The 18487-nt window shown below is 73.6% G+C and carries 14 protein-coding genes and 1 pseudogene; 12 read left to right on the top strand and 3 right to left on the bottom strand.

Annotated elements, in window-relative coordinates:
* Positions 1–54 precede the first annotated feature (54 nt).
* The 11 genes and pseudogenes from Q5694_RS20535 to Q5694_RS20485 form a co-directional block, all read left to right on the top strand.
* On the top strand, positions 55–2322 hold the full coding sequence (locus Q5694_RS20535; RefSeq protein ID WP_333934633.1) for a molybdopterin oxidoreductase family protein: 2268 nt from the start codon (positions 55–57) through the stop codon (positions 2320–2322).
* Positions 2323–2457: 135 nt separating this feature from the next.
* Positions 2458–3882, top strand: a complete 1425-nt coding sequence (locus Q5694_RS20530; RefSeq protein ID WP_443040907.1) for a CitMHS family transporter — start codon at positions 2458–2460, stop codon at positions 3880–3882.
* A 22-nt stretch (positions 3883–3904) separates the two neighbouring features.
* Positions 3905–5173, top strand: coding sequence for an MFS transporter (locus Q5694_RS20525; protein WP_333934631.1), 1269 nt, complete (start codon positions 3905–3907; stop codon positions 5171–5173).
* A 98-nt stretch (positions 5174–5271) separates the two neighbouring features.
* Entirely contained in the window at positions 5272–5859 is a 588-nt protein-coding gene (locus Q5694_RS20520; protein WP_333934630.1) for a hypothetical protein, read from the top strand.
* A gap of 616 nt (positions 5860–6475) precedes the next feature.
* Entirely contained in the window at positions 6476–7450 is a 975-nt protein-coding gene (locus tag Q5694_RS20515; RefSeq protein ID WP_333934629.1) for a class F sortase, read from the top strand.
* Between the two features lie 189 nt (positions 7451–7639).
* Complete coding sequence (locus Q5694_RS20510) at positions 7640–8980, top strand: ABC transporter ATP-binding protein (protein WP_333934628.1); 1341 nt, start codon at positions 7640–7642, stop codon at positions 8978–8980.
* A 128-nt stretch (positions 8981–9108) separates the two neighbouring features.
* Positions 9109–10497 carry an aldehyde dehydrogenase family protein gene (locus tag Q5694_RS20505; protein WP_333934627.1) on the top strand — a complete coding sequence of 463 codons (1389 nt, stop codon included), beginning with the start codon at positions 9109–9111 and terminating at the stop codon, positions 10495–10497.
* 20 nt (positions 10498–10517) lie between these two features.
* On the top strand, positions 10518–11600 hold the full coding sequence (locus tag Q5694_RS20500; protein ID WP_333934626.1) for a Zn-dependent alcohol dehydrogenase: 1083 nt from the start codon (positions 10518–10520) through the stop codon (positions 11598–11600).
* Positions 11601–12252: 652 nt separating this feature from the next.
* Positions 12253–12495: a hypothetical protein gene (locus tag Q5694_RS20495; protein ID WP_333934625.1), complete on the top strand. Its 243-nt coding sequence runs from the start codon at positions 12253–12255 to the stop codon at positions 12493–12495.
* A gap of 489 nt (positions 12496–12984) precedes the next feature.
* Entirely contained in the window at positions 12985–14388 is a 1404-nt protein-coding gene (locus Q5694_RS20490) for an FG-GAP-like repeat-containing protein (protein WP_333934624.1), read from the top strand.
* Positions 14389–14446: 58 nt separating this feature from the next.
* Positions 14447–14638 (top strand): annotated as a pseudogene (locus tag Q5694_RS20485) (MFS transporter); the annotation flags it as partial.
* Here the strand turns inward: Q5694_RS20485 and Q5694_RS20480 are convergent.
* The 3 genes from Q5694_RS20480 to Q5694_RS20470 all read right to left on the bottom strand — a co-directional run bounded on the left by Q5694_RS20480 (position 14627) and on the right by Q5694_RS20470 (position 17204).
* Complete coding sequence (locus Q5694_RS20480) at positions 14627–15586, bottom strand: DMT family transporter (protein ID WP_333934623.1); 960 nt, start codon at positions 15584–15586, stop codon at positions 14627–14629. The pseudogene Q5694_RS20485 and the gene Q5694_RS20480 sit on opposite strands and share 12 nt — an antisense overlap.
* Positions 15587–15744: 158 nt before the next feature.
* Positions 15745–16455 carry an ArsR/SmtB family transcription factor gene (locus tag Q5694_RS20475; protein ID WP_333934622.1) on the bottom strand — a complete coding sequence of 237 codons (711 nt, stop codon included), beginning with the start codon at positions 16453–16455 and terminating at the stop codon, positions 15745–15747.
* Positions 16456–16529: 74 nt separating this feature from the next.
* A complete protein-coding gene (locus Q5694_RS20470) occupies positions 16530–17204 on the bottom strand; it encodes a TetR/AcrR family transcriptional regulator (protein ID WP_333934621.1) in 675 nt (224 codons plus the stop codon).
* Positions 17205–17281: 77 nt separating this feature from the next.
* Here Q5694_RS20470 and Q5694_RS20465 point away from each other — a divergent pair, with 77 nt between their 5' ends.
* Positions 17282–18433 carry an acyl-CoA dehydrogenase family protein gene (locus tag Q5694_RS20465; RefSeq protein WP_333934620.1) on the top strand — a complete coding sequence of 384 codons (1152 nt, stop codon included), beginning with the start codon at positions 17282–17284 and terminating at the stop codon, positions 18431–18433.
* The last annotated feature ends 54 nt before the right edge of the window (positions 18434–18487 follow it).

The following is an 18487-nucleotide window of genomic DNA, read 5'->3' as shown; positions in this document are numbered from 1 at the left end:
GGTATGCTCAGGCGGGTCAGTGCGTCACCGTAGCCGCCGCCCCCGGGAGGACCCGTGTCCCGCACCGCCCTGCGTATCTGCCCCCTGTGCGAGGCCACCTGCGGCCTGACCCTCACCGTCGAGGGGACGCGCGTCACCGGTGCCCGCGGCGACCGCGACGACGTGTTCAGCCGGGGGTTCATCTGCCCCAAGGGAGCCTCCTTCGGAGCCGTCGACGCCGACCCCGACCGGCTGAGCACCCCGCTGGTCCGCCGTGACGGCGAACTGCGCGAGGCCACCTGGGAGGAGGCCTTCGACGCCGTCGCCGCCGGGATCCGCCCGATCGTCGAGCGGCACGGAGCGAACGCGGTCGGTGTCGTCCTCGGCAATCCCAACGTGCACACCATGGCCGGTGCCCTCTACCCGCCCGTGCTGCTCGCCGGACTCGGCACCCGCAGCGTCTTCACCGCCTCCACGGTCGACCAGATGCCCAAGCACGTCTCCAGCGGCCTGCTCTTCGGCGACGCGAACGCCATCCCCGTACCCGACCTCGACCGCACCGACCACCTTGTCCTCATCGGCGCCAACCCGCTGGAGTCCAACGGCAGTCTGTGCACCGCACCCGACTTCCCCGGCCGGCTCAAGGCCCTCAAGGCCCGCGGCGGCACCCTCGTCGTGATCGATCCGCGGCGCACCCGTACCGCCGCCCTCGCCGACCGGCACATCGCCGTCCGGCCGGGCACCGACGCCCTGCTGCTGGCGGCGATGGCCCGCGTGCTCTTCGACGAGAACCTCCTCGACCCGACCCCGCACGTCCAGGGCCTCGACGAACTCTCCGCAGCCCTGCGGGACTTCACCCCGGAGGCCGTCGCGCAGGCCTGCGACGTGGAGGCCGGCCTCATCCGCACCCTGGCCCGCGACCTCGCCGCCGCCCCCACCGCCGCCGTCTACGGGCGCATCGGCAGCTGCACCGTCCCGCACGGCACCCTCGCCAGCTGGCTCGTCGACGTCCTGAACGTCCTCACCGGCAACCTCGACCGGCCCGGGGGCGCGCTCTTCCCGCAGGCGGCCACCGACAGGACCCCGCGCCCGGCCGGGCCCGGCCGCGGCTTCGCCCTCGGACGCTGGCACTCCCGCGTGAGCCGCCACCCCGAGGCCAAGGGCGAACTGCCCCTGTCGGCCCTGGCGGAGGAGATCGACACCGCCACCGAGGAGGGCGAGCCGGTGCGCGCGCTGATCGCCGTCGCCGCCAACCCGGTGCTGTCCGCGCCCGACGGCGACCGGCTCGACCGGGCCCTCGACGCACTCGACTTCATGGTCAGCGTCGACCCGTACCTCAACGAGACCTCGCGCCACGCCCACGTGGTGCTGCCCCCGCCCCCGCCCTCCCGCAGCCCGCACCACGACTTCGCCTTCAACACCCTCGCCGTGCGCAACCAGGTCCGCTACACCCGCCCCGCGATCGAGCTGGAGCCGGGCCGCATGGCCGAGACGGAGATCCTGGCCCGGCTGATCCTCGCCGTGACGGGCATGCACGGGGCCGACCCGGGGGCCGTCGACGAGACGGTCATCGGCCAGACCCTCGGCAAGGCGGTCAGGGAACCCCACTCGCCCGTGCACGGCCGCGACCCCCGTGAGCTGGCCGCCCTGCTCACCGGCGCCGACGGCCCCGAACGGCGCCTGGACATGATGCTGCGCCTCGGCCCGTACGGCGACGGCTTCGGCGCGAACCCGGACGGACTGACCCTCGAGAAGCTGCTCGACCGTCCGCACGGCATCGACCTCGGCCCCCTGCGCCCGCGCCTGCCGCAGCCGCTGAAGACCACCAGCGGCAAGGTGGAGCTGCTGCCCGGCCCGATCGCCGCCGATCTGCCCCGCCTGCGCGCGGCCCTGGCCGACCGCCCCGAGGGGCTCGTCCTGGTCGGCCGCCGCCATCTGCGCTCCAACAACAGCTGGATGCACAACGTGCCCGCCCTGACCGGCGGATCGAACCGCTGCACCCTGCACATCCACCCCGAGGACGCCGAACGGCTCGGCGTCGCCGACGGGGCGCCGGTGCGGGTGAGGGGCGCCGGGGGAGAGGTCACCGCCCCCGCCGAGGTCACCGACACGGTTCGCAGGGGAGTGGTGAGCCTGCCGCACGGCTGGGGCCACGACCGTCCGGGAACCCGCCTCGGCCACGCCGCGAAGAACCCCGGCGTCAACGTCAACCAGCTCCTCGACGGCCGTCTCCTCGACCCGCTGTCGGGCAACGCGGTCCTCAACGGCGTGCCCGTCGAGGTGGCCCCCGGGACGGCCCCGGACGCCGCACCTGGGGCGCAAAAGCTCACCGCGCTGACCTGAGCAAAGCTGTGACCAGCAGTTTTGCGCTTATTGCTCGCACGTCAACGTCTTGTTAACGCTGCTCGACGGCACCTAACGTCGCGGACACCGCCGGCCCTGGTGGGATGTTCAAGGGCGAACGTTAGGTATCCACACATGCTGACCATCCTCGGCTTCGCCATGATCGCGACCTTCCTGGTCCTGATCATGATGAAGAAGATGTCGCCGATCGCGGCGCTCGTGCTGATCCCCGCGCTGTTCTGCGTGTTCGTCGGCAAGGGCGCCCACCTCGGCGACTACGTCATCGACGGCGTGACCAGCCTCGCCCCCACCGCGGCGATGCTCATGTTCGCGATCGTCTACTTCGGCGTGATGATCGACGTCGGTCTCTTCGACCCGATCGTCCGCGGCATCCTCAGGTTCTGCAAAGCCGACCCCATGAGGATCGTCGTCGGCACCGCCGTGCTCGCCGCGATCGTGTCCCTGGACGGCGACGGCTCCACCACCTTCATGATCACCGTCTCGGCGATGTACCCGCTGTACAAGCGCCTGAAGATGAGCCTGGTCGTGATGACCGGGGTCGCCGCCATGGCCAACGGCGTGATGAACACCCTGCCCTGGGGCGGCCCGACCGCCCGCGCCGCGACCGCTCTCAAGCTCGACGCCAGCGACATCTTCGTCCCGATGATCCCGGCGCTCGCGGTGGGTCTGCTCTTCGTCCTCGGCCTCTCCTACGTCCTCGGCGTGCGCGAGCGCAGGCGGCTGGGCGTGCTGACGCTGGAGCAGGTGCTGGAGGAGGACAAGGCGACCGAGACGGTCCTGGTCGGCGCCGGCGGCTCCGGCGAGGGCACGGTCTCCCTGCGCAAGACCGGCCCGGGCGGCGCCGGCTCAGGTGCCGACGCCCCCGAGCCCGCCGACGGCCCCGCCGAGGACGACGGGTTCCAGGGCCTCGACCCGAACCGCCCCACCCTGCGCCCCAGGCTCTACTGGTTCAATGCGCTGCTCACGGTCGCCCTGCTGACCGCCATGATCATGGAGCTGCTGCCGATCCCGGTGCTGTTCCTGCTCGGCGCCGCGCTCGCCCTGTCGGTGAACTTCCCCAACATCCCCGACCAGAAGGCCCGGCTCGCCGCACACGCCGACAACGTCCTGAACGTCTCCGGCATGGTCTTCGCCGCCGCCGTCTTCACCGGCGTCCTGCAGGGCACCGGCATGGTCGACCACATGGCCACGTGGATGGTCGACGTCATCCCCGCCGGGATGGGCCCGCACATGGCCCTCGTCACCGGGGTCCTGAGCCTGCCGCTCACCTACTTCATGTCCAACGACGGCTTCTACTTCGGCGTCCTGCCCGTCCTCGCCGAGGCGGGCGCGGCGCACGGGGTCTCGCCGCTGGAGATGGCCCGCGCCTCCCTGGTCGGCCAACCGCTGCACATGTCCAGCCCGCTCGTCCCGGCCGTGTACGTCCTGGTCGGCATGGCGAAGGTGGAGTTCGGCGACCACACCAGGTTCGTCGTGAAGTGGGCCGCCCTCACCTGTCTCGCCATCCTCGCGGCGGGCATGCTCTTCGGGATCGTCTGAAGCCCGTATGGAGGACGTCATCGTGAGGCCCGGTGGGAACCGCGGCTGGCTGCTCCGCCTCGTCATCGCCTTCGGCTTCGCGCAGGGGGCGGTGTCGATGGCCCGGCCCGCCGTCTCCTACCGGGCCCTCGCGCTCGGCGCGGACGAGCGGGCCGTCGGCGTGATCGCCGGGGTGTACGCGCTGCTGCCCCTGTTCGCCGCCGTGCCCCTGGGCCGCCGTACCGACCACGGCCGGTGCGCGCCCCTGCTGCCCCTCGGCGTGGTGCTGATCTCCGGCGGCTGCGCGCTCAGCGGCGTCGCCGGCTCGCTGTGGACGATGGCCCTGTGGAGCGGGGTGATGGGCCTCGGGCACCTCTGCTTCGTCATCGGCGCGCAGTCCCTCGTCGCCCGCCAGTCGGCCCCGGACGAACAGGACCGCAACTTCGGTCACTTCACCATCGGGGCCGCGCTGGGCCAGCTCGTCGGCCCCGTCGCCGCGGGCGCCCTGATCGGCGGCGAGGACATGGCCGGCACCAGCGCCCTCGCCCTGATCGCGGCGGGCGCGACCGCGGCCGTCGCGTTCACGTCGCTGTGGCGCATCGAGCACCGCCGCACGGATTCGGCGTCCCGCGGCCGCTCGGGGGAGCGCGTGCCCGTCGGGCGCATCCTGCGCACCCGGGGCGTCCCGGCGGGCATCCTCGTCAGCCTCGCCGTGCTGTCCGCGACCGACATCCTCACCGCCTACCTGCCGGTCGTCGGCGAACACCGGGGCATCGCGCCCACCGTGATCGGCGTCCTGCTCAGCCTGCGCGCGGCGGCCACCATCGCCTGCCGCCTGGTGCTGGCGCCGCTGCTGCGGCTGCTGGGCCGGACCGTGCTGCTCACCGTGACGTGTTCGCTGGCGGCCCTGCTCTGCGCGGGCATCGCCCTGCCGGTGCCCGTGTGGGGGCTCGGCCTGCTGCTGATCGCGCTCGGCTTCTGCCTAGGCGTCGGGCAACCGCTGTCCATGACGACGGTCGTCCAGGCCGCCCCCGACGACGCCCGTTCCACGGCCCTGGCGCTGCGGCTGACCGGCAACCGGCTCGGGCAGGTCGCCGCCCCCGCCGCGGCCGGGCTCGTCGCCGGGGCCGCGGGCGTGGCGGCACCGTTCCTGATGCTCGCAGTGCTGTTGCTGCTGTCCGCGGGGGTCGCCGTGCGGTCGCCGGAGGAACCGCGGGGCGGGGCGGCCGGGGCGGGCGGCGACGGTGGGCCTCGCGGGGGGCGCGGGAGCCGTCGGCGCGGTGTGCCACTGCGCCGTAAGAGCGATATCTGACGTGTCGCAGGGCGGGGTTGCGCGCGAATCGGCGGTCAGGTGACAGAGAGTCAGGTGACGGTGTTTGTATGAAAATCATCTGACTTGGAGGCATCTTCATGCCCGTCGTACCCCTCGCGCGCCGTGCCGGCACCCGGTCCGCCGTCCTCGCCGCCCTCACCCTCGCAGGGATCACCCTGAGCGGGGTGCCCGCCGTCGCCGCTCCGATCCCGGGGGACAACGGAGACGTCAAGGTCCACGCCACCACGACGGCCGCGGACAACCAGCGCAACGACCCGAAGGTCTGCGACTTCTACCTCGCCGCGTTCAACTTCGACGCGGGCGAGAAGGTCAACTGGACCATCCAGACCGAGCCGGAGGTCCCCGGCGGGGCGACCCGCAGCGGCACGGTCACCGCCGACCCGACCGGGCGGGCCCGCAGCAAGGCCGTCGACCTGCCCAACGGGCAGTACAAGCTCACCTGGCTGACCGACCAGGCCAACGGGGCGGGCAAGTTCAAGGTCTTCAAGGTCGACTGCCCGACCTCCAAGCCGACGACGCCGGTGGGCGGACCGCCGGCGGGCGGTGGCGGCATCGCCCGCGGCGAGGCCTTCACCCCGGTCGCGGGCGCGGCGGCGGTCGGCCTGGCCGCCGTCGCCGGGACGGTCTGGTTCCGGCTCCGTCGCCGCCCCGATGGCGCCGCGTAGGACCGGCTCCGCGGATCGCTCCGCTCGGGTGGAACGGGGCAGGGGCCCGGCCGGACCGCAGCCCGGCCAGGCCCCGGCGGGGTGGCGCCGGCCCGACCCCGTCTCGCCGGCGTGGCGCGGGCCCGGCCCCGCCCCGCGGGGGTGGCGCGGACCCGGCCCCCTCTCGCCGGGGTGGCGCGGGCCCGACCCGGTGTCCCCGCAGCGGCGTGGTACCGGGCCCTCGTCGCCGGGGCGGCGTGGTACCGGGCGCTCGTCGCCGGAGTGGCGCGGGACCGGGCCCTCGTCGCCGGAGTGGCGGGAGACGGCGGTTCCCGCGGTGGCCTCCGGCCGGACCGGCCCCCGCCGCATCACCCCTGCCCCGGGAACCGGCCGGGTCGCCGGCAACCGCTCCACGGTTCCGCCGGGCCGCCGGCGGGACGCCGGGCACGGCGGCGCCGGTGTACGGCGTGCCGGCGCGTACGCGGGCGACCCACCTGCCGGACGCCGCGCACCCACCGCCCGTTCCGCCGGCCCGGCACGGGGGCGCCCCACCGCTTCCGGCGAGCCGTACGGAGGACCGTGTGCACGGCGGCCCTGGTACCGGACCAGGGCCTTCCGGCTGGCGCGGACCGTTCTGGTGGGAGTGTCCGTGCTGGTCATGGGCCTCTCCTGGGATCGGGGCGGCGATACGGGCGACGCGGTCGCGGCCCTCCCGTCCGACTCCGCCCGGGCCGCCGCCGGTCTGCCCGACGGCTCCGGGACCGGGCCGGCCACCCCCGCGTCCGGTACCGGAACCGGCGTGGACGCGCCACCGCACGGCTCCGGGACCGGCGCCGTCGCCGTGCCCGGCGTGTCGGACCGTTCCGCCCCAGCACTCCCCGGTGCCCCCGCCCGCCGCTCCGCCACCGCCCCGCCCACCCCGGCACCCGGCGCCCGTACGGCCGCGCCCCGCCGCACCGGGCCCGCGGCGGTCCCTGCCCGTGAGCCCGGCGCCCGGACCACGGGGCCCCCGGGGCGCTCAGCCTCCGCCCCCGCGTCCCGAGCCGACGACCACCCGGCACGCCCCGTGCGGCCCACGGCAGCCCGCTCCGCCCGGGCGCGCCCCCCGGCCCCCGCCGCCCGCAAGCCCCGGCCCCGCCCCAGGCTGCGCCCCCTGCCCCACTCCCGTGCCACGCGGCTGCTCGTCCCCTACCTGCGGATCGACGCCCCGGTCATGTCCCTGGGGCTCGACCGCGACCACCGGCTGACCGCACCGCCGGACGACGACCCGAAACTCGTCGGCTGGTACGAGCAGGGCGCCGCACCCGGCGGGCAGGGCACCGCCGTGGCCGTCGGGCACCTGGACACCGACAGCGGCCCGGCCGTCTTCGCGGGACTGCCCGAGCTGAAGAAGGGCCGGATCGTCAAGGTCCGCCGCGCCGACGGCCGGACGGCCGTCTACACCGTGGACAAGGTCAGGTCCTACGAGAAGGCGCACTTCCCGAGTCAGGAGGTGTACGGCACTCGCGGCCGCCCCGAGCTGCGGCTGATCACCTGCGGCGGCAGCTACGACCGCAGGAAGGGCTACTCCGGCAACGTCGTCGTCTTCGCCCACCTCACCGCCGTCCGGTGACCCGGGGCGGCCCGGCCGGAGCGGGCCGCCCGCCTTCTCACCAGATGGACGGGAGCACCCGATCCCGCCCGGTGTCTTCCCCCCGCCGCACACATTCCGTTAACTTCCGTGACCCACAGCCCCGTACGGCCCGTGCGGGGCTTCCGACCGCGGAGCACCAGCGCCCTGATGACCCCTCGGGGGCCCCTCATGACACGCGCCATCTCCCTGCACGACGTCAGCAAGACCTACACACGGGGCGCCCGCGTGGTGGACCGGCTGTCGCTGGACATCGCCCCGGGCGAGTTCCTCGTGCTGCTCGGCCCCTCCGGCTGCGGCAAGTCGACCGTGCTCAGAATGATCGCCGGCCTGGAGGAGATCGACGAGGGCGTGCTGCTGCTCGACGGCGAGTACGCCAACGATCTGACGCCCTCCGGCCGGGACATGGCGATGGTCTTCCAGAACTTCGCCCTGTACCCGAACATGACCAGCCGGGACAACATCGGCTTCCCGCTGCGCATCGAGGCCCCGGGCGCGGACCACCGTCCCCGCGTGGACGCCACCGCGCGCATGCTGGGCATCGAGGACCTCCTGGACCGCCTGCCCGGGCAGCTGTCCGGCGGGGAGCGCCAGCGCGTCGCCATGGGCCGGGCCATCTCCCGCCACCCGTCGGCCTTCCTCATGGACGAGCCGCTGTCCAACCTCGACGCCAAGCTCCGCACCCACCTGCGCGCCGAGATCTTCCGGCTGACCCAGGAACTCGGCGTCACCACCGTGTACGTCACCCACGACCAGTCCGAGGCGATGTCGCTCGGCGACCGGGTCGCGGTGCTGCGCGGCGGGGTCCTCCAGCAGGTCGGCACCCCCCGGGAGGTGTACGCGCTGCCGAACAACGTCTTCGTCGCCGCGTTCGTCGGCACCCCGCGCATCAATCTGCTGCGCGGTCTGGTGCGTGCCCCGCTGGACGGGGCGATGACCATCAGCCTGGGCAAGCAGTTCCTGCGCCTGCCCGAACCGCTGTCCCTGGACCACCAGTTGCTCCGCGTGCAGCAGGGCCGGGAAGTGATCGTGGGCCTGCGCTCGGAGGCGGTGCGGATCGCCAAGCACAGTGCGGCCCGTCCCGGCGAGGTACCGCTGACCGGTCTGGTCGAGCACGTGGAGTTCCAGGGGCACGAGATCCTGGTGCACTTCGACACCGGCTCCAGCCCCGCCGTCGTGCCCGAACTGGAGGCTCCGCGTCCGCGTCCCGGCCGCCAGATGCGGCGGCGCCGGCGCGAGGTCTCGGTCCTCACCCGGCTGCGGGAGCGGGCCCTGGCCGGACGCGCCGGGCCGGTGGTCGCCCCGGACGAGCCCCAGGACACCGGAACCGGACAGGGGTCCGCCGAGCCGCGCCTGCCCGGCGACCTGATCGTGCGGACCACGCCGGACCTCGCCCTGCGCCACGGCATGCAGGTCCCGCTCCTGGTCGACCTCGCCCACCTGTTCGTCTTCGACCAGCACGGCGACCGGATCTGCCCCAACCCGGCACGTCTGCCCGACCTGGAGGAGTGAGCGGCGGCACACCCCGGCGGGGCCCCGGCCGTGCTGTGATGAGCCGGACCCCGGGACGTCTGGCGCCGGAAAACTATCGTCGCTAGTTTATGTTCCGGACGACGACGCCCCGCCCCGGAGGAAGCGCGATGAAGGCATACGACGGCATGTACATCGGGGGTGCCTGGCGCCCGGCCGCCGGCCAGGACGTGATCGAGGTCGTGAACCCGGTCGACGAGCAGGTCATCGGCACCGTCCCGGCCGGCACGGCCGAGGACGTCGACGCCGCCGTACGGGCCGCCCGCGCCGCCCTGCCGGCCTGGGCCGCCACCCCGCCCGCCGAGCGCGCGGCGCGCCTGTCCGCCCTGCGTGACGTGCTCGCGGCCCGCGCCGACGAGATCGCCGAGACCGTCACGGCCGAACTCGGCTCGCCGCTGAAGTTCTCCCAGGCCGTCCACGCGGCCGTGCCGGTCGCGGTCGCGGGGTCCTACGCGGAGCTGGCCGCGACGTACTCCTTCGAGGAGAAGACCGGCAACTCCGTCGTGCACCACGAGCCGATCGGCGTCGTGGCCGCGATCACCCCCTGGAACTACCCGCTGCACCAGATCGTCGCCAAGGTCGCCCCGGCGCTGGCCGCCGGCTGCACGGTCGTGGTGAAGCCCGCCGAGGACACCCCGCTGGTCGCCCGCCTCTTCGCCGACGCCGTGCACGAGGCCGGTGTGCCCGCGGGCGTCTTCAACCTGGTCACCGGCCTCGGCCCGGTCGCCGGCCAGGCCCTGGCCGAGCATCCCGGCGTCGACCTGGTCTCCTTCACCGGCTCCACCGCCGTCGGCCGCCGCATCGCCGCGATCGCCGCCGGGCAGGTCAAGAGGGTCGCCCTCGAACTCGGCGGCAAGTCCGCCAACGTGATCCTGCCGAGCGCCGACCTCGCCAAGGCCGTCAACGTCGGCGTCGCCAACGTCATGTCCAACTCCGGTCAGACGTGCAGCGCCTGGACCCGGATGCTGGTCCACCGCGACCGGTACGACGAGGCGGTCGGCCTCGCCGCCACGGCCGCGGCCAAGTACGGCGAGCGCATCGGCCCGGTGGTCAACGCCAAGCAGCGCGACCGGGTGCGCGGCTACATCGAGAAGGGCGTCGCCGAGGGCGCCCGCCTGGTCGCCGGCGGCCCCGAGTCCCCGCGCGAGAGGGGCTACTTCGTCAGCCCGACCGTCTTCGCCGACGTCACCGAGGACATGACCATCGCGCAGGAGGAGATCTTCGGCCCGGTCCTGTCGGTCCTCTCCTACGCGGACGAGGAGGACGCCCTGCGCATCGCCAACGGCACGGTCTACGGCCTGGCCGGCGCCGTCTGGGCCGGGGACGAGGCCGAGGCGGTGGCCTTCGCCCGCAGGATGGAGACCGGCCAGGTCGACATCAACGGCGGCCGTTTCAACCCCCTCGCCCCCTTCGGCGGCTACAAGCAGTCCGGTGTGGGCCGCGAACTCGGCGTGCACGGCCTGGCCGAGTACCTCCAGACCAAGTCCCTCCAGTTCTAGTCAGGGGAGTGCGTTCCGTCATGGCTGTCCGCGCCGCCGTCCTGCCCGCCGTCGGCTCCCCGCTGGAGATCACCGGCATCGAACTGCCCGACCCCGGACCCGGCCAGGTCCGCGTCCGGCTCGCCGCCGCCGGGGTCTGCCACTCCGACCTGTCCCTGACCAACGGCACCATGCGCCTGCCCGTCCCGGCCGTCCTCGGGCACGAGGGCGCCGGCACGGTCGTCGCCGTCGGCGAGGGCGTCACCCACGTCGCGCCCGGCGACGGGGCCGTCCTCAACTGGGCCCCGTCCTGCGGCTCCTGCCACGCCTGCTCGCTCGGCGAGGTCTGGCTGTGCGCCGACGCCCTGAGCGGCGCCGCCCGCGTCCACGCCCGCACGGCCGAGGGCACCGACCTCCATCCCGGCCTGAACGTCGCCGCGTTCGCCGAGGAGACCGTCGTGCCCGCCGGCTGCGTCCTGCCCGTCCCGGACGGCGTTCCGCTCATCGACGCCGCCCTCCTCGGCTGCGCGGTCCTCACGGGCTACGGCGCCGTCCACCACTCGGCCCGGGTCCGTCAGGGCGAGACGGTCGCGGTGTTCGGGGCCGGGGGAGTGGGGCTCGCCGCGATCCAGGCGGCCCGTATCGCCGGGGCCTCGAAGATCGTCGCCGTGGACGTCTCCCCCGCGAAGGAGGACCTGGCCCGCGCGGCCGGCGCCACCGACTACCTCGTCGCCTCCGACACCACCGCCCGGGAGATCCGCGGCCTGACCGGCAAGCAGGGCGTCGACGTCGCCGTGGAGTGCGCCGGACGCGCGGTCACCATCCGCACGGCCTGGGACTCCACCCGCCGCGGCGGCCGCACCACCGTGGTCGGCATCGGCGGCAAGGACCAGCAGGTCACCTTCAACGCCCTGGAGATCTTCCACTGGGGCCGCACCCTCTCCGGCTGCGTCTACGGCAACTCCGACCCCGCCCGCGACCTGCCCGTGCTGGCCGGACACGTCCGGGCGGGCCGACTGGACCTCTCCGCCCTCGTGACGGAGCGCATCCCTCTCGACGGCATCCCGGCGGCCTTCGAGAACATGCTGGCGGGCAAGGGCGGCCGCGCCCTGGTCGTCTTCTAGGGCCTGTCCGACAGTTCCCGCCGTCGCCCGGAGCGGGCGGCGAGAGTGCCTGCATGGCGTCGCGAGGCAGGAGGGAATTGTCAGACAGGACCTAGCCCCGTACGCCCCCGCGCCCCGGTCCCCCCGCGAGACCGGGGCCTTCGCCGTGTCCGCGCCCCCGGCCGACTGCCTGCCCGGTACCGGCAGAAGTCGCTCCGCTCGCACCCCCACCACCGCACCCGCCGTCGGCAACCGCCGCCGGGTGGATCGGAGCACGACGAGGGCCGGATCCTCGAGGGCGGTGAGCGTGTCCGGGTGGTCCGGGCCCCAGGTCGCCTCACGCTGGGCGCGGTCACCTGCCCCGACCCGCCCTTTCCGTATCGGTCATCGCCGCTCCTGCGTCGACCGGGGGAGTCGTTCCCGTCCACCGGCGGTTCACCCCCGCGCGTCCACCCTCGTCCAGCCGGAGGACCCGGTTGTACTCCTCGGTCAGGAATGCCTCGGGACTCCCGGCGCGTTCGGCTCCCCGCCGGCGGGTCGCACCACAGCCCGGCCATCCGGATCGCGACCCACGTCACCGTACTGTCCGGCCGGGTGGGAAGAAACTGCCAGGCGGACCGCGCAGCACCCGACAGCTCGGCGGCGTTGAGAGGTTTTGATGGGAGAAAAAGGCATGGATATCGAGCAGCTCATGGAGAGGCTGGGCCGTTCGGGGGTCAGCGTGATCCTCAAGGTGGACGACGAGAGGATGGCGGAAGGAGGCGAGCCCTGGACGCTGGTGATGTCGGGTCCCGGACTGGGCGAGCAGGGACTCATCCGCGCTGAATCTCGCAGCCTGAGTGACTGTCTCGAACAGGCGATCAGTCGCTTGCGGTCCAGGCCCGGCGACTGGGAGTGGCTCGCCGCCTTCGCGTAACGGTTCCACGAGGCCCTCCGACCTCTCGGAGGGCCTCGTGGCGCTCGTAGGTGCCAAGCCAACCGGCCAGCGATCCGGACCCATACCCCCAACGGATACGTGAACCACGACGAGCTTGCATGGTCATCGACGTTCCCCTGATGCTGATGTTCGTCAGCGGGCTCACACCCTGCAGACAGCCTGCTCGCGGGACGCCGGGCGGCACTGCCCGGTCTTGGCGACCGCCCCTCAGCCGCCAGTGTGCACCGCGTCGACATGCGTGTGGTCCAGCCCGTGCCGAGCGGCGCGCCAGGTGCGCGATCCGTGCCCAAGTGGTGTCCCGGACGAGGGTCACCGAGGGCCCACGCCGGGTACCGGGCGCCCGGCTCGTGCTCGAGCGGCAAGGGGTCCGTTCAGGGGCAGGATCGGTCACTGCACCACAACCGTTCGGGTCCTTCGCGGGTCCAGATGAACGACAGACCTTTCCGGTCCCAACGTTCGGAGTCATTCGTGCCTCATCCCAAGAGCCGTCGCGGCGTCGCACGGTGCGCGGCGCTGGCCGCCCTGCTCACCGCGCCTTTGGTCCTGTCGGCCGGTCCGGCCGCCGCCGCGCCGAAGACCCCCGTGGTGGACTTCAACGGCGACGGCTTCGCCGACCTCGCGGTCAGTGCCCCCTTCGCCACCGTGTCGGGCGTCCACCAGGCCGGATTCGTGTCCGTCGTGTACGGCTCCTCGGCCGGGACCGACAGTGCCCGTCCGCAGCTGATCACGCAGGCCACCGACGGTGTGCCCGGCGACCTCATGGAGTACGGAACCTTCGGCACCAGTACGGCTGCCCGCGACCTCGACGGTGACGGGTACACCGACCTGGTCGTCGGCAGCTACTACACGCCGATGGTGCTGTGGGGCTCCGCGCGTGGCCTGGGCGAAGGCTCCCCGCTCGGCGATGCCGCCTATCGCGTGGCGGCCGGCGACATCAACGGTGACGGCCACGCCGACGTCATCGCCAACGGCAACGGCAATCTGGAGGTCCGCTTCGGCCCCTTCACCCGGGCCGGGGTTCCCGCCCGGACGGACACGCTCGAGATAGCGGACGAGTCCGGTCCCACGGACATGGCCGTCGGGGACATGAACGGTGACGGCAAGGACGACGTCCTCACCACGAACGGCTTCGAGGAGATGCAGTTCCAGTCCCGCTACTACAAGGGGACGTCGACAGGGCTCAACTCGGCCTTCAAGAGCACCGGCTTCTACACCGTCGGCGGTGTCGTCGCCGACGTGAACCAGGACGGCTACGGGGACTTCGTGGCCCGTCAAGTCGACCACGTGTCGGAGATGATGGATTACGACGCGGGCGCGGTCCGCGTCGTCTACGGCTCGGCGAACGGGCCCTCCACGCGCACCACCAGAATCACGCAGAACACGGCCGGCGTCCCCGGCACCGACGAGGCGGGCGACAACTACCGCAACTTCGGCGACCAGTTCGGCTACTCGCTGGCCGCGGGTGACGTGACCGGCGACGGCTACCCGGACATCGCGGTCGGCGTGCCCGGTGAGGACATCGGCTCGATCCGGGAGGCGGGCGCGGTGGTCCTGCTCAAGGGCGGCCCGTCCGGCCTCACCGGTTCCGGCGCCCAGGCCTTCAACCAGTCCACCTCCGGTGTCCCCGGCGTGTCCGAGGCGAGCGACAATTTCGGCCGTACGGTCCTGCTCGTCGACGTCAATGCCAACAGACGAGCCGACCTCGTCGCTGCCGCGCCGCTGGAAGACGGCACCTACAAGGACTCCGGAGCGGTCTGGGTGCTGCGCGGCTCGAAGGCGGGCGCGACGACCACCAACGTCGCCACGTTCAACCCCGGTTCGCTCGGCGCGCCGCAGAAGGAGGCGCTGTTCGGACAGCGGCTCGCCCGCTGATCGGCCGGCCCCATGGGGCGGGCGGCGCGCCCGCCGACGTCTGGGGCCTCGCCGGACCGTCGCGGGCGGCGGGCTCGCCCCCTTCGTCATGGTGCTGCTGCTGGAGGCGCCGGGCTTCTCGATGGCCGTGTCGGGCCACGTCGTCGCCCTGTCGGTGATCGCCCTGCTCTCCATCAAGGTCCTCGCCGGCCGGGCCCGTTCCGCGGAGCCGCAGACCGCGGCCGGGTCCGAGGACGCCTCAGCGGGCTGAGTCCCGGGTCCGCTCGGGCGAAGGCTCCACCGCCGTCCCCTGATCCTTCGCCCGGGCCGACCGCGACCGGGACACCGCCACGCCCGCCAGGCACAGCGCACCGCCGGCCAGCGTGAGCGGTCCCGGCACCTCGCCGAGGAACAGCCAGGACATCAGCACGACCAGGGCCGGTGCCGCGTACGTCGTCGCGCCCATCCGGCTCGCGGTCGTCCGGGACAGGGCGTACGCCCACGTCGTGAACGCCAGGGCGGTGGGGAAGACGCCCAGGTACACCATGTTGAGCGTCGCGGACGCGGGCGCACGGGCGGCCTCCTGCACGAGCTGCCCCGCGAACGGCAGGCACACCACCGCGCCGACCAGGCAGCCGAACGTCGTCACCTGCAGCGGGTTCGCCGTGCCCAGGGCCGGCTTCTGCGCCACGACACCACCGGCGTACGCGATCGCCGCGAGCAGACACAGCACCACGCCCAGCACCGAGGAGCCGCCCTCGCCGGACATCGACAGCCCCACGGTGACCGCACCGGCGAACGACACCGCCATGCCCGCCAGCAGCCGCGGCGGCATCGGATCGCCGAGCAGCCGGGAGCCCAGCAGCGCGATCAGGATGGGCCCGGTGTTCACCACCAGGGCGGCCGTCCCCGCGTCGACCTGCTGCTCACCCCAGTTGAGGGCCACCATGTAGAAGCCGAACCACAGCACCCCCGATATCGCGATCCCGCGCCAGGCGGAGCGCGGCGGCCACGTCTCCCGCCGCACCAGGCAGATCACGCCCAGCGTCAGCGCCCCGGCCAGCAGCCGCCCCAGCGCCAGGGCACCGGGCGAGTAGGCGCCGCCCGCGCTGCGGATCGAGACGAAGGCGGACGCCCACAGCACGACGGTGACCGCGGCCGCCCCGGCGGCCAGAAGCTCGGCCCTGCGGGCGGGGCGGGGAGGGGAGTCGTTCATCATGCTCCTGAGGCTAGGAGGGGGAGAGGGCGAAACGCTCGCGGGTTTCGGACGGGCGGCTAGGTGTATCGACCCGCAGGGTTGTCTACGCCCGGCACGCCGAGAGCACGCACCTGACGCCGCGAGGCCGCCTTCCGGACGACGGCGGGCATCGTCAGGCCCTAGCGCAGGTCGGCGGGCTCGACGCCCAGCAGGTCGGACAGGGCCCGCTCACCGGCCGCCGTCACCTTCACCGCCCGCTCGGACCCGATGCGCACGCACCACCCGGAGTCCAGGGCGTGCCGGCACAGGGCCGCGCCCGCCGCGCCCGCCAGGTGGGGCCGGCGTTCGGTCCAGTCGAGGCAGGCCCGGGCCAGCGGTCGCCGGCCGTGCGGTGCCAGGCCGATCCCGGCCGACGCGAACCAGGCCAGTCCCGCCTCGGTGAGCGCGAAACCGGTGTCCTGCAGCAGCAGCCGGCGCCGCGTCAGGGCGTCGGTGACGGCGATGCCGAGCCGCCCGGCGAGATGGTCGTAGCAGGTGCGGCCCCGGGCCATCGCCGAACCGGCGCTCGACTCCCGCAGGCTGCGCGGCCGGACGGCCGGGCCGGGGGAGACCTGTGCGGCCAGGTCCTCCACCAGCTGAGCGGTCCGCGCGCCGGCCAGCCGGACGTAGCGGTGGCGGCCCTGGCGCTCCTCGGCGACCAGCCCGCCCGCCACCAGCCGGCCCAGGTGCTCGCTCAGCGTCGACGCGGCGACCCCCGCGTGCCGGGCCAGCTCGCCCGCGGTCCAGGCCCGGCCGTCGAGCAGCGCCAGCAGGCACGCGGCCCGCGTCTCGTCGGCGAACAGCGCGGCGAGGCGCGCCAGTGCCGTGGCCCGGGGGTCCCTCGTGGTCATGCCCCCAGCATCGCGCACGGACCGTTCGGCCCACGCCGAAGCACCGGCCGGGGCGCCCTGGCTGAGGCGCACCGTCACTTCCCCGCGATCTGATCCGCACGACGGGACTGGGCGCTGCGCCGGATCCGTTCGTACTGCCCGGCCAGGCCGTCCAGCAGCGCGGTCAGCCCGGTCTCGAAGGCGCGCTCGTCGATCTTCTCCTGCTGCTCGGCGAGGCGGTGGGCCTGCTGCAGGTGGGGGTAGTCGGCCGGGTCGTAGGCGCTGGCGTCGTCGACGAAGCCGCCGGCGAAGGAGCCGAGTGCGGAGCCCATGACGAAGTACCGCATCAGCGCGCCGATGGAGGTGGCCTGCGCCGGGGGCCAGCCCGCCTCGACCATCGCGCCGTAGACGGCGTCCGCCAGGCGCAGCCCGGCCGGGCGGCGGCCGGGGCCGCGGGCCAGCACCGGGACGATGTTGGGGTGGTCGCGCAGGGCGGCCCGGTAGGACACGGCCCAGTCGTGCAGCGCGGCCCGCCAGTCGCGGCCGTCCTGGAACATCGACAGGTCCACCTGGCCGCTCACGGAGTCGGCGACCGCCTCCAGGATCTCGTCCTTGGTGCGGAAGTGGTTGTACAGCGAGGGGCCGCTGACCCCCAGTTCGGCGGCGAGCCGCCGGGTGGAGACGGCCGCGAGGCCCTCCGCGTCCACGAGCGCCCGGGCCGTCTCGACGATCCGGTCGGTGCTGAGCAGGGGCTTGCGCGGTCGGGCCATGGCGCACATAGTAGGGCTGCCGATGGAAACTAGCAGTGCTAATTTAAATGTATGGTTTTCGAGTGGGGTGACTCGTGGTGAACCTGGAGCTCAGCGAGGAGCAGAGCGCGGTACGGCAGCTCGCGCGGGACTTCGTGGAGCGTGAGATCGCCCCGAACGTGGTCGCCTGGGACCGCGCGGAGGAGGTCGACCGGTCGATCGTCAAGAAGCTCGGCGAGGTCGGGTTCCTCGGTCTGACGGTCGACGAGGAGTTCGGCGGCAGCGGCGGTGACCACCTCGCCTACTGCCTGGTCACCGAGGAGCTGGGCCGGGGCGACTCGTCCGTGCGCGGCATCGTCTCCGTCTCGCTGGGGCTGGTCGCCAAGACCGTCGCCGCCTGGGGCAGCCAGGAGCAGAAGCGGCGCTGGCTGCCCGGGCTGACCTCCGGCGAGTCGGTCGGCTGCTTCGGTCTGACCGAGCCCGGCACCGGATCCGACGCGGGCAGCCTGCGGACCCGGGCCGTGCGCGACGGCGGCGACTACGTCATCAACGGCACGAAGATGTTCATCACCAACGGCACCTGGGCCGACGTCGTCCTGCTGTTCGCCCGCTCCACGGACGCCCCCGGCCACAAGGGCGTCTCCGCCTTCCTCGTCCCGGCGGACACCCCCGGGCTGACCCGGCGGACGATCCACGGCAAGCTCGGGCTGCGCGGCCAGGCCACCGCCGAGCTCGTCCTCGAGGACGTGCGCGTGCCGGCCTCCGCGCTGCTGGGGGAGGAGGGCAAGGGGTTCTCCGTCGCCATGTCCGCCCTCGCCAAGGGCCGGATGTCCGTGGCCGCCGGGTGTGTCGGCATAGCCCAGGCCGCCCTGGACTCGGCCGTGCGGTACGCCGGTGAGCGCGAGCAGTTCGGCAAGTCCATCGCCCGCCACCAGCTCGTCCAGGAGCTGATCAGCGACATCGCGGTGGACGTGGACGCCGCCCGGCTGCTGACCTGGCGGGTCGCCGACCTGGTCGACCGGGGGCAGCCCTTCGCCGTCGAGTCGTCCAAGGCCAAGCTGTTCGCCTCCGAGGCCGCCGTGCGCGCCGCGAACAACGCCCTGCAGGTCTTCGGCGGATACGGCTACATCGACGAGTACCCGGCGGGCAAGCTGCTGCGCGACGCCCGGGTGATGACCCTCTACGAGGGCACCAGCCAGATCCAGAAGCTGGTCATCGGGCGGGCGCTGACGGGGGTCTCCGCGTTCTGAGTAGCGCACCTGAGTACGTCGGCGGATGTGGCGCGGGCCACGGCTCGCGCAAGC

This window comes from Streptomyces sp. AHA2 (assembly GCF_036857595.1).
Classification (GTDB): domain Bacteria; phylum Actinomycetota; class Actinomycetes; order Streptomycetales; family Streptomycetaceae; genus Streptomyces.
Note: the sequence above shows the minus strand (reverse complement) of the source record. Positions and strands in the feature narration are given on the sequence as shown.

Bases quoted from the DNA above. Each gene is read 5' to 3' on its own strand.
- Q5694_RS20530 (WP_443040907.1), top strand. From the start codon at position 2,458: ATGCTGACCATCCTCGGCTTCGCCATGATCGCGACCTTCCTGGTCCTG.
- Q5694_RS20520 (WP_333934630.1), top strand. From the start codon at position 5,272: ATGCCCGTCGTACCCCTCGCGCGCCGTGCCGGCACCCGGTCCGCCGTC.
- Q5694_RS20510 (WP_333934628.1), top strand. From the start codon at position 7,640: ATGACACGCGCCATCTCCCTGCACGACGTCAGCAAGACCTACACACGG.
- Q5694_RS20505 (WP_333934627.1), top strand. From the start codon at position 9,109: ATGAAGGCATACGACGGCATGTACATCGGGGGTGCCTGGCGCCCGGCC.
- Q5694_RS20500 (WP_333934626.1), top strand. From the start codon at position 10,518: ATGGCTGTCCGCGCCGCCGTCCTGCCCGCCGTCGGCTCCCCGCTGGAG.
- Q5694_RS20495 (WP_333934625.1), top strand. From the start codon at position 12,253: ATGGATATCGAGCAGCTCATGGAGAGGCTGGGCCGTTCGGGGGTCAGC.
- Q5694_RS20480 (WP_333934623.1), bottom strand. From the start codon at position 15,586: ATGATGAACGACTCCCCTCCCCGCCCCGCCCGCAGGGCCGAGCTTCTG.
- Q5694_RS20475 (WP_333934622.1), bottom strand. From the start codon at position 16,455: ATGACCACGAGGGACCCCCGGGCCACGGCACTGGCGCGCCTCGCCGCG.
- Q5694_RS20470 (WP_333934621.1), bottom strand. From the start codon at position 17,204: ATGGCCCGACCGCGCAAGCCCCTGCTCAGCACCGACCGGATCGTCGAG.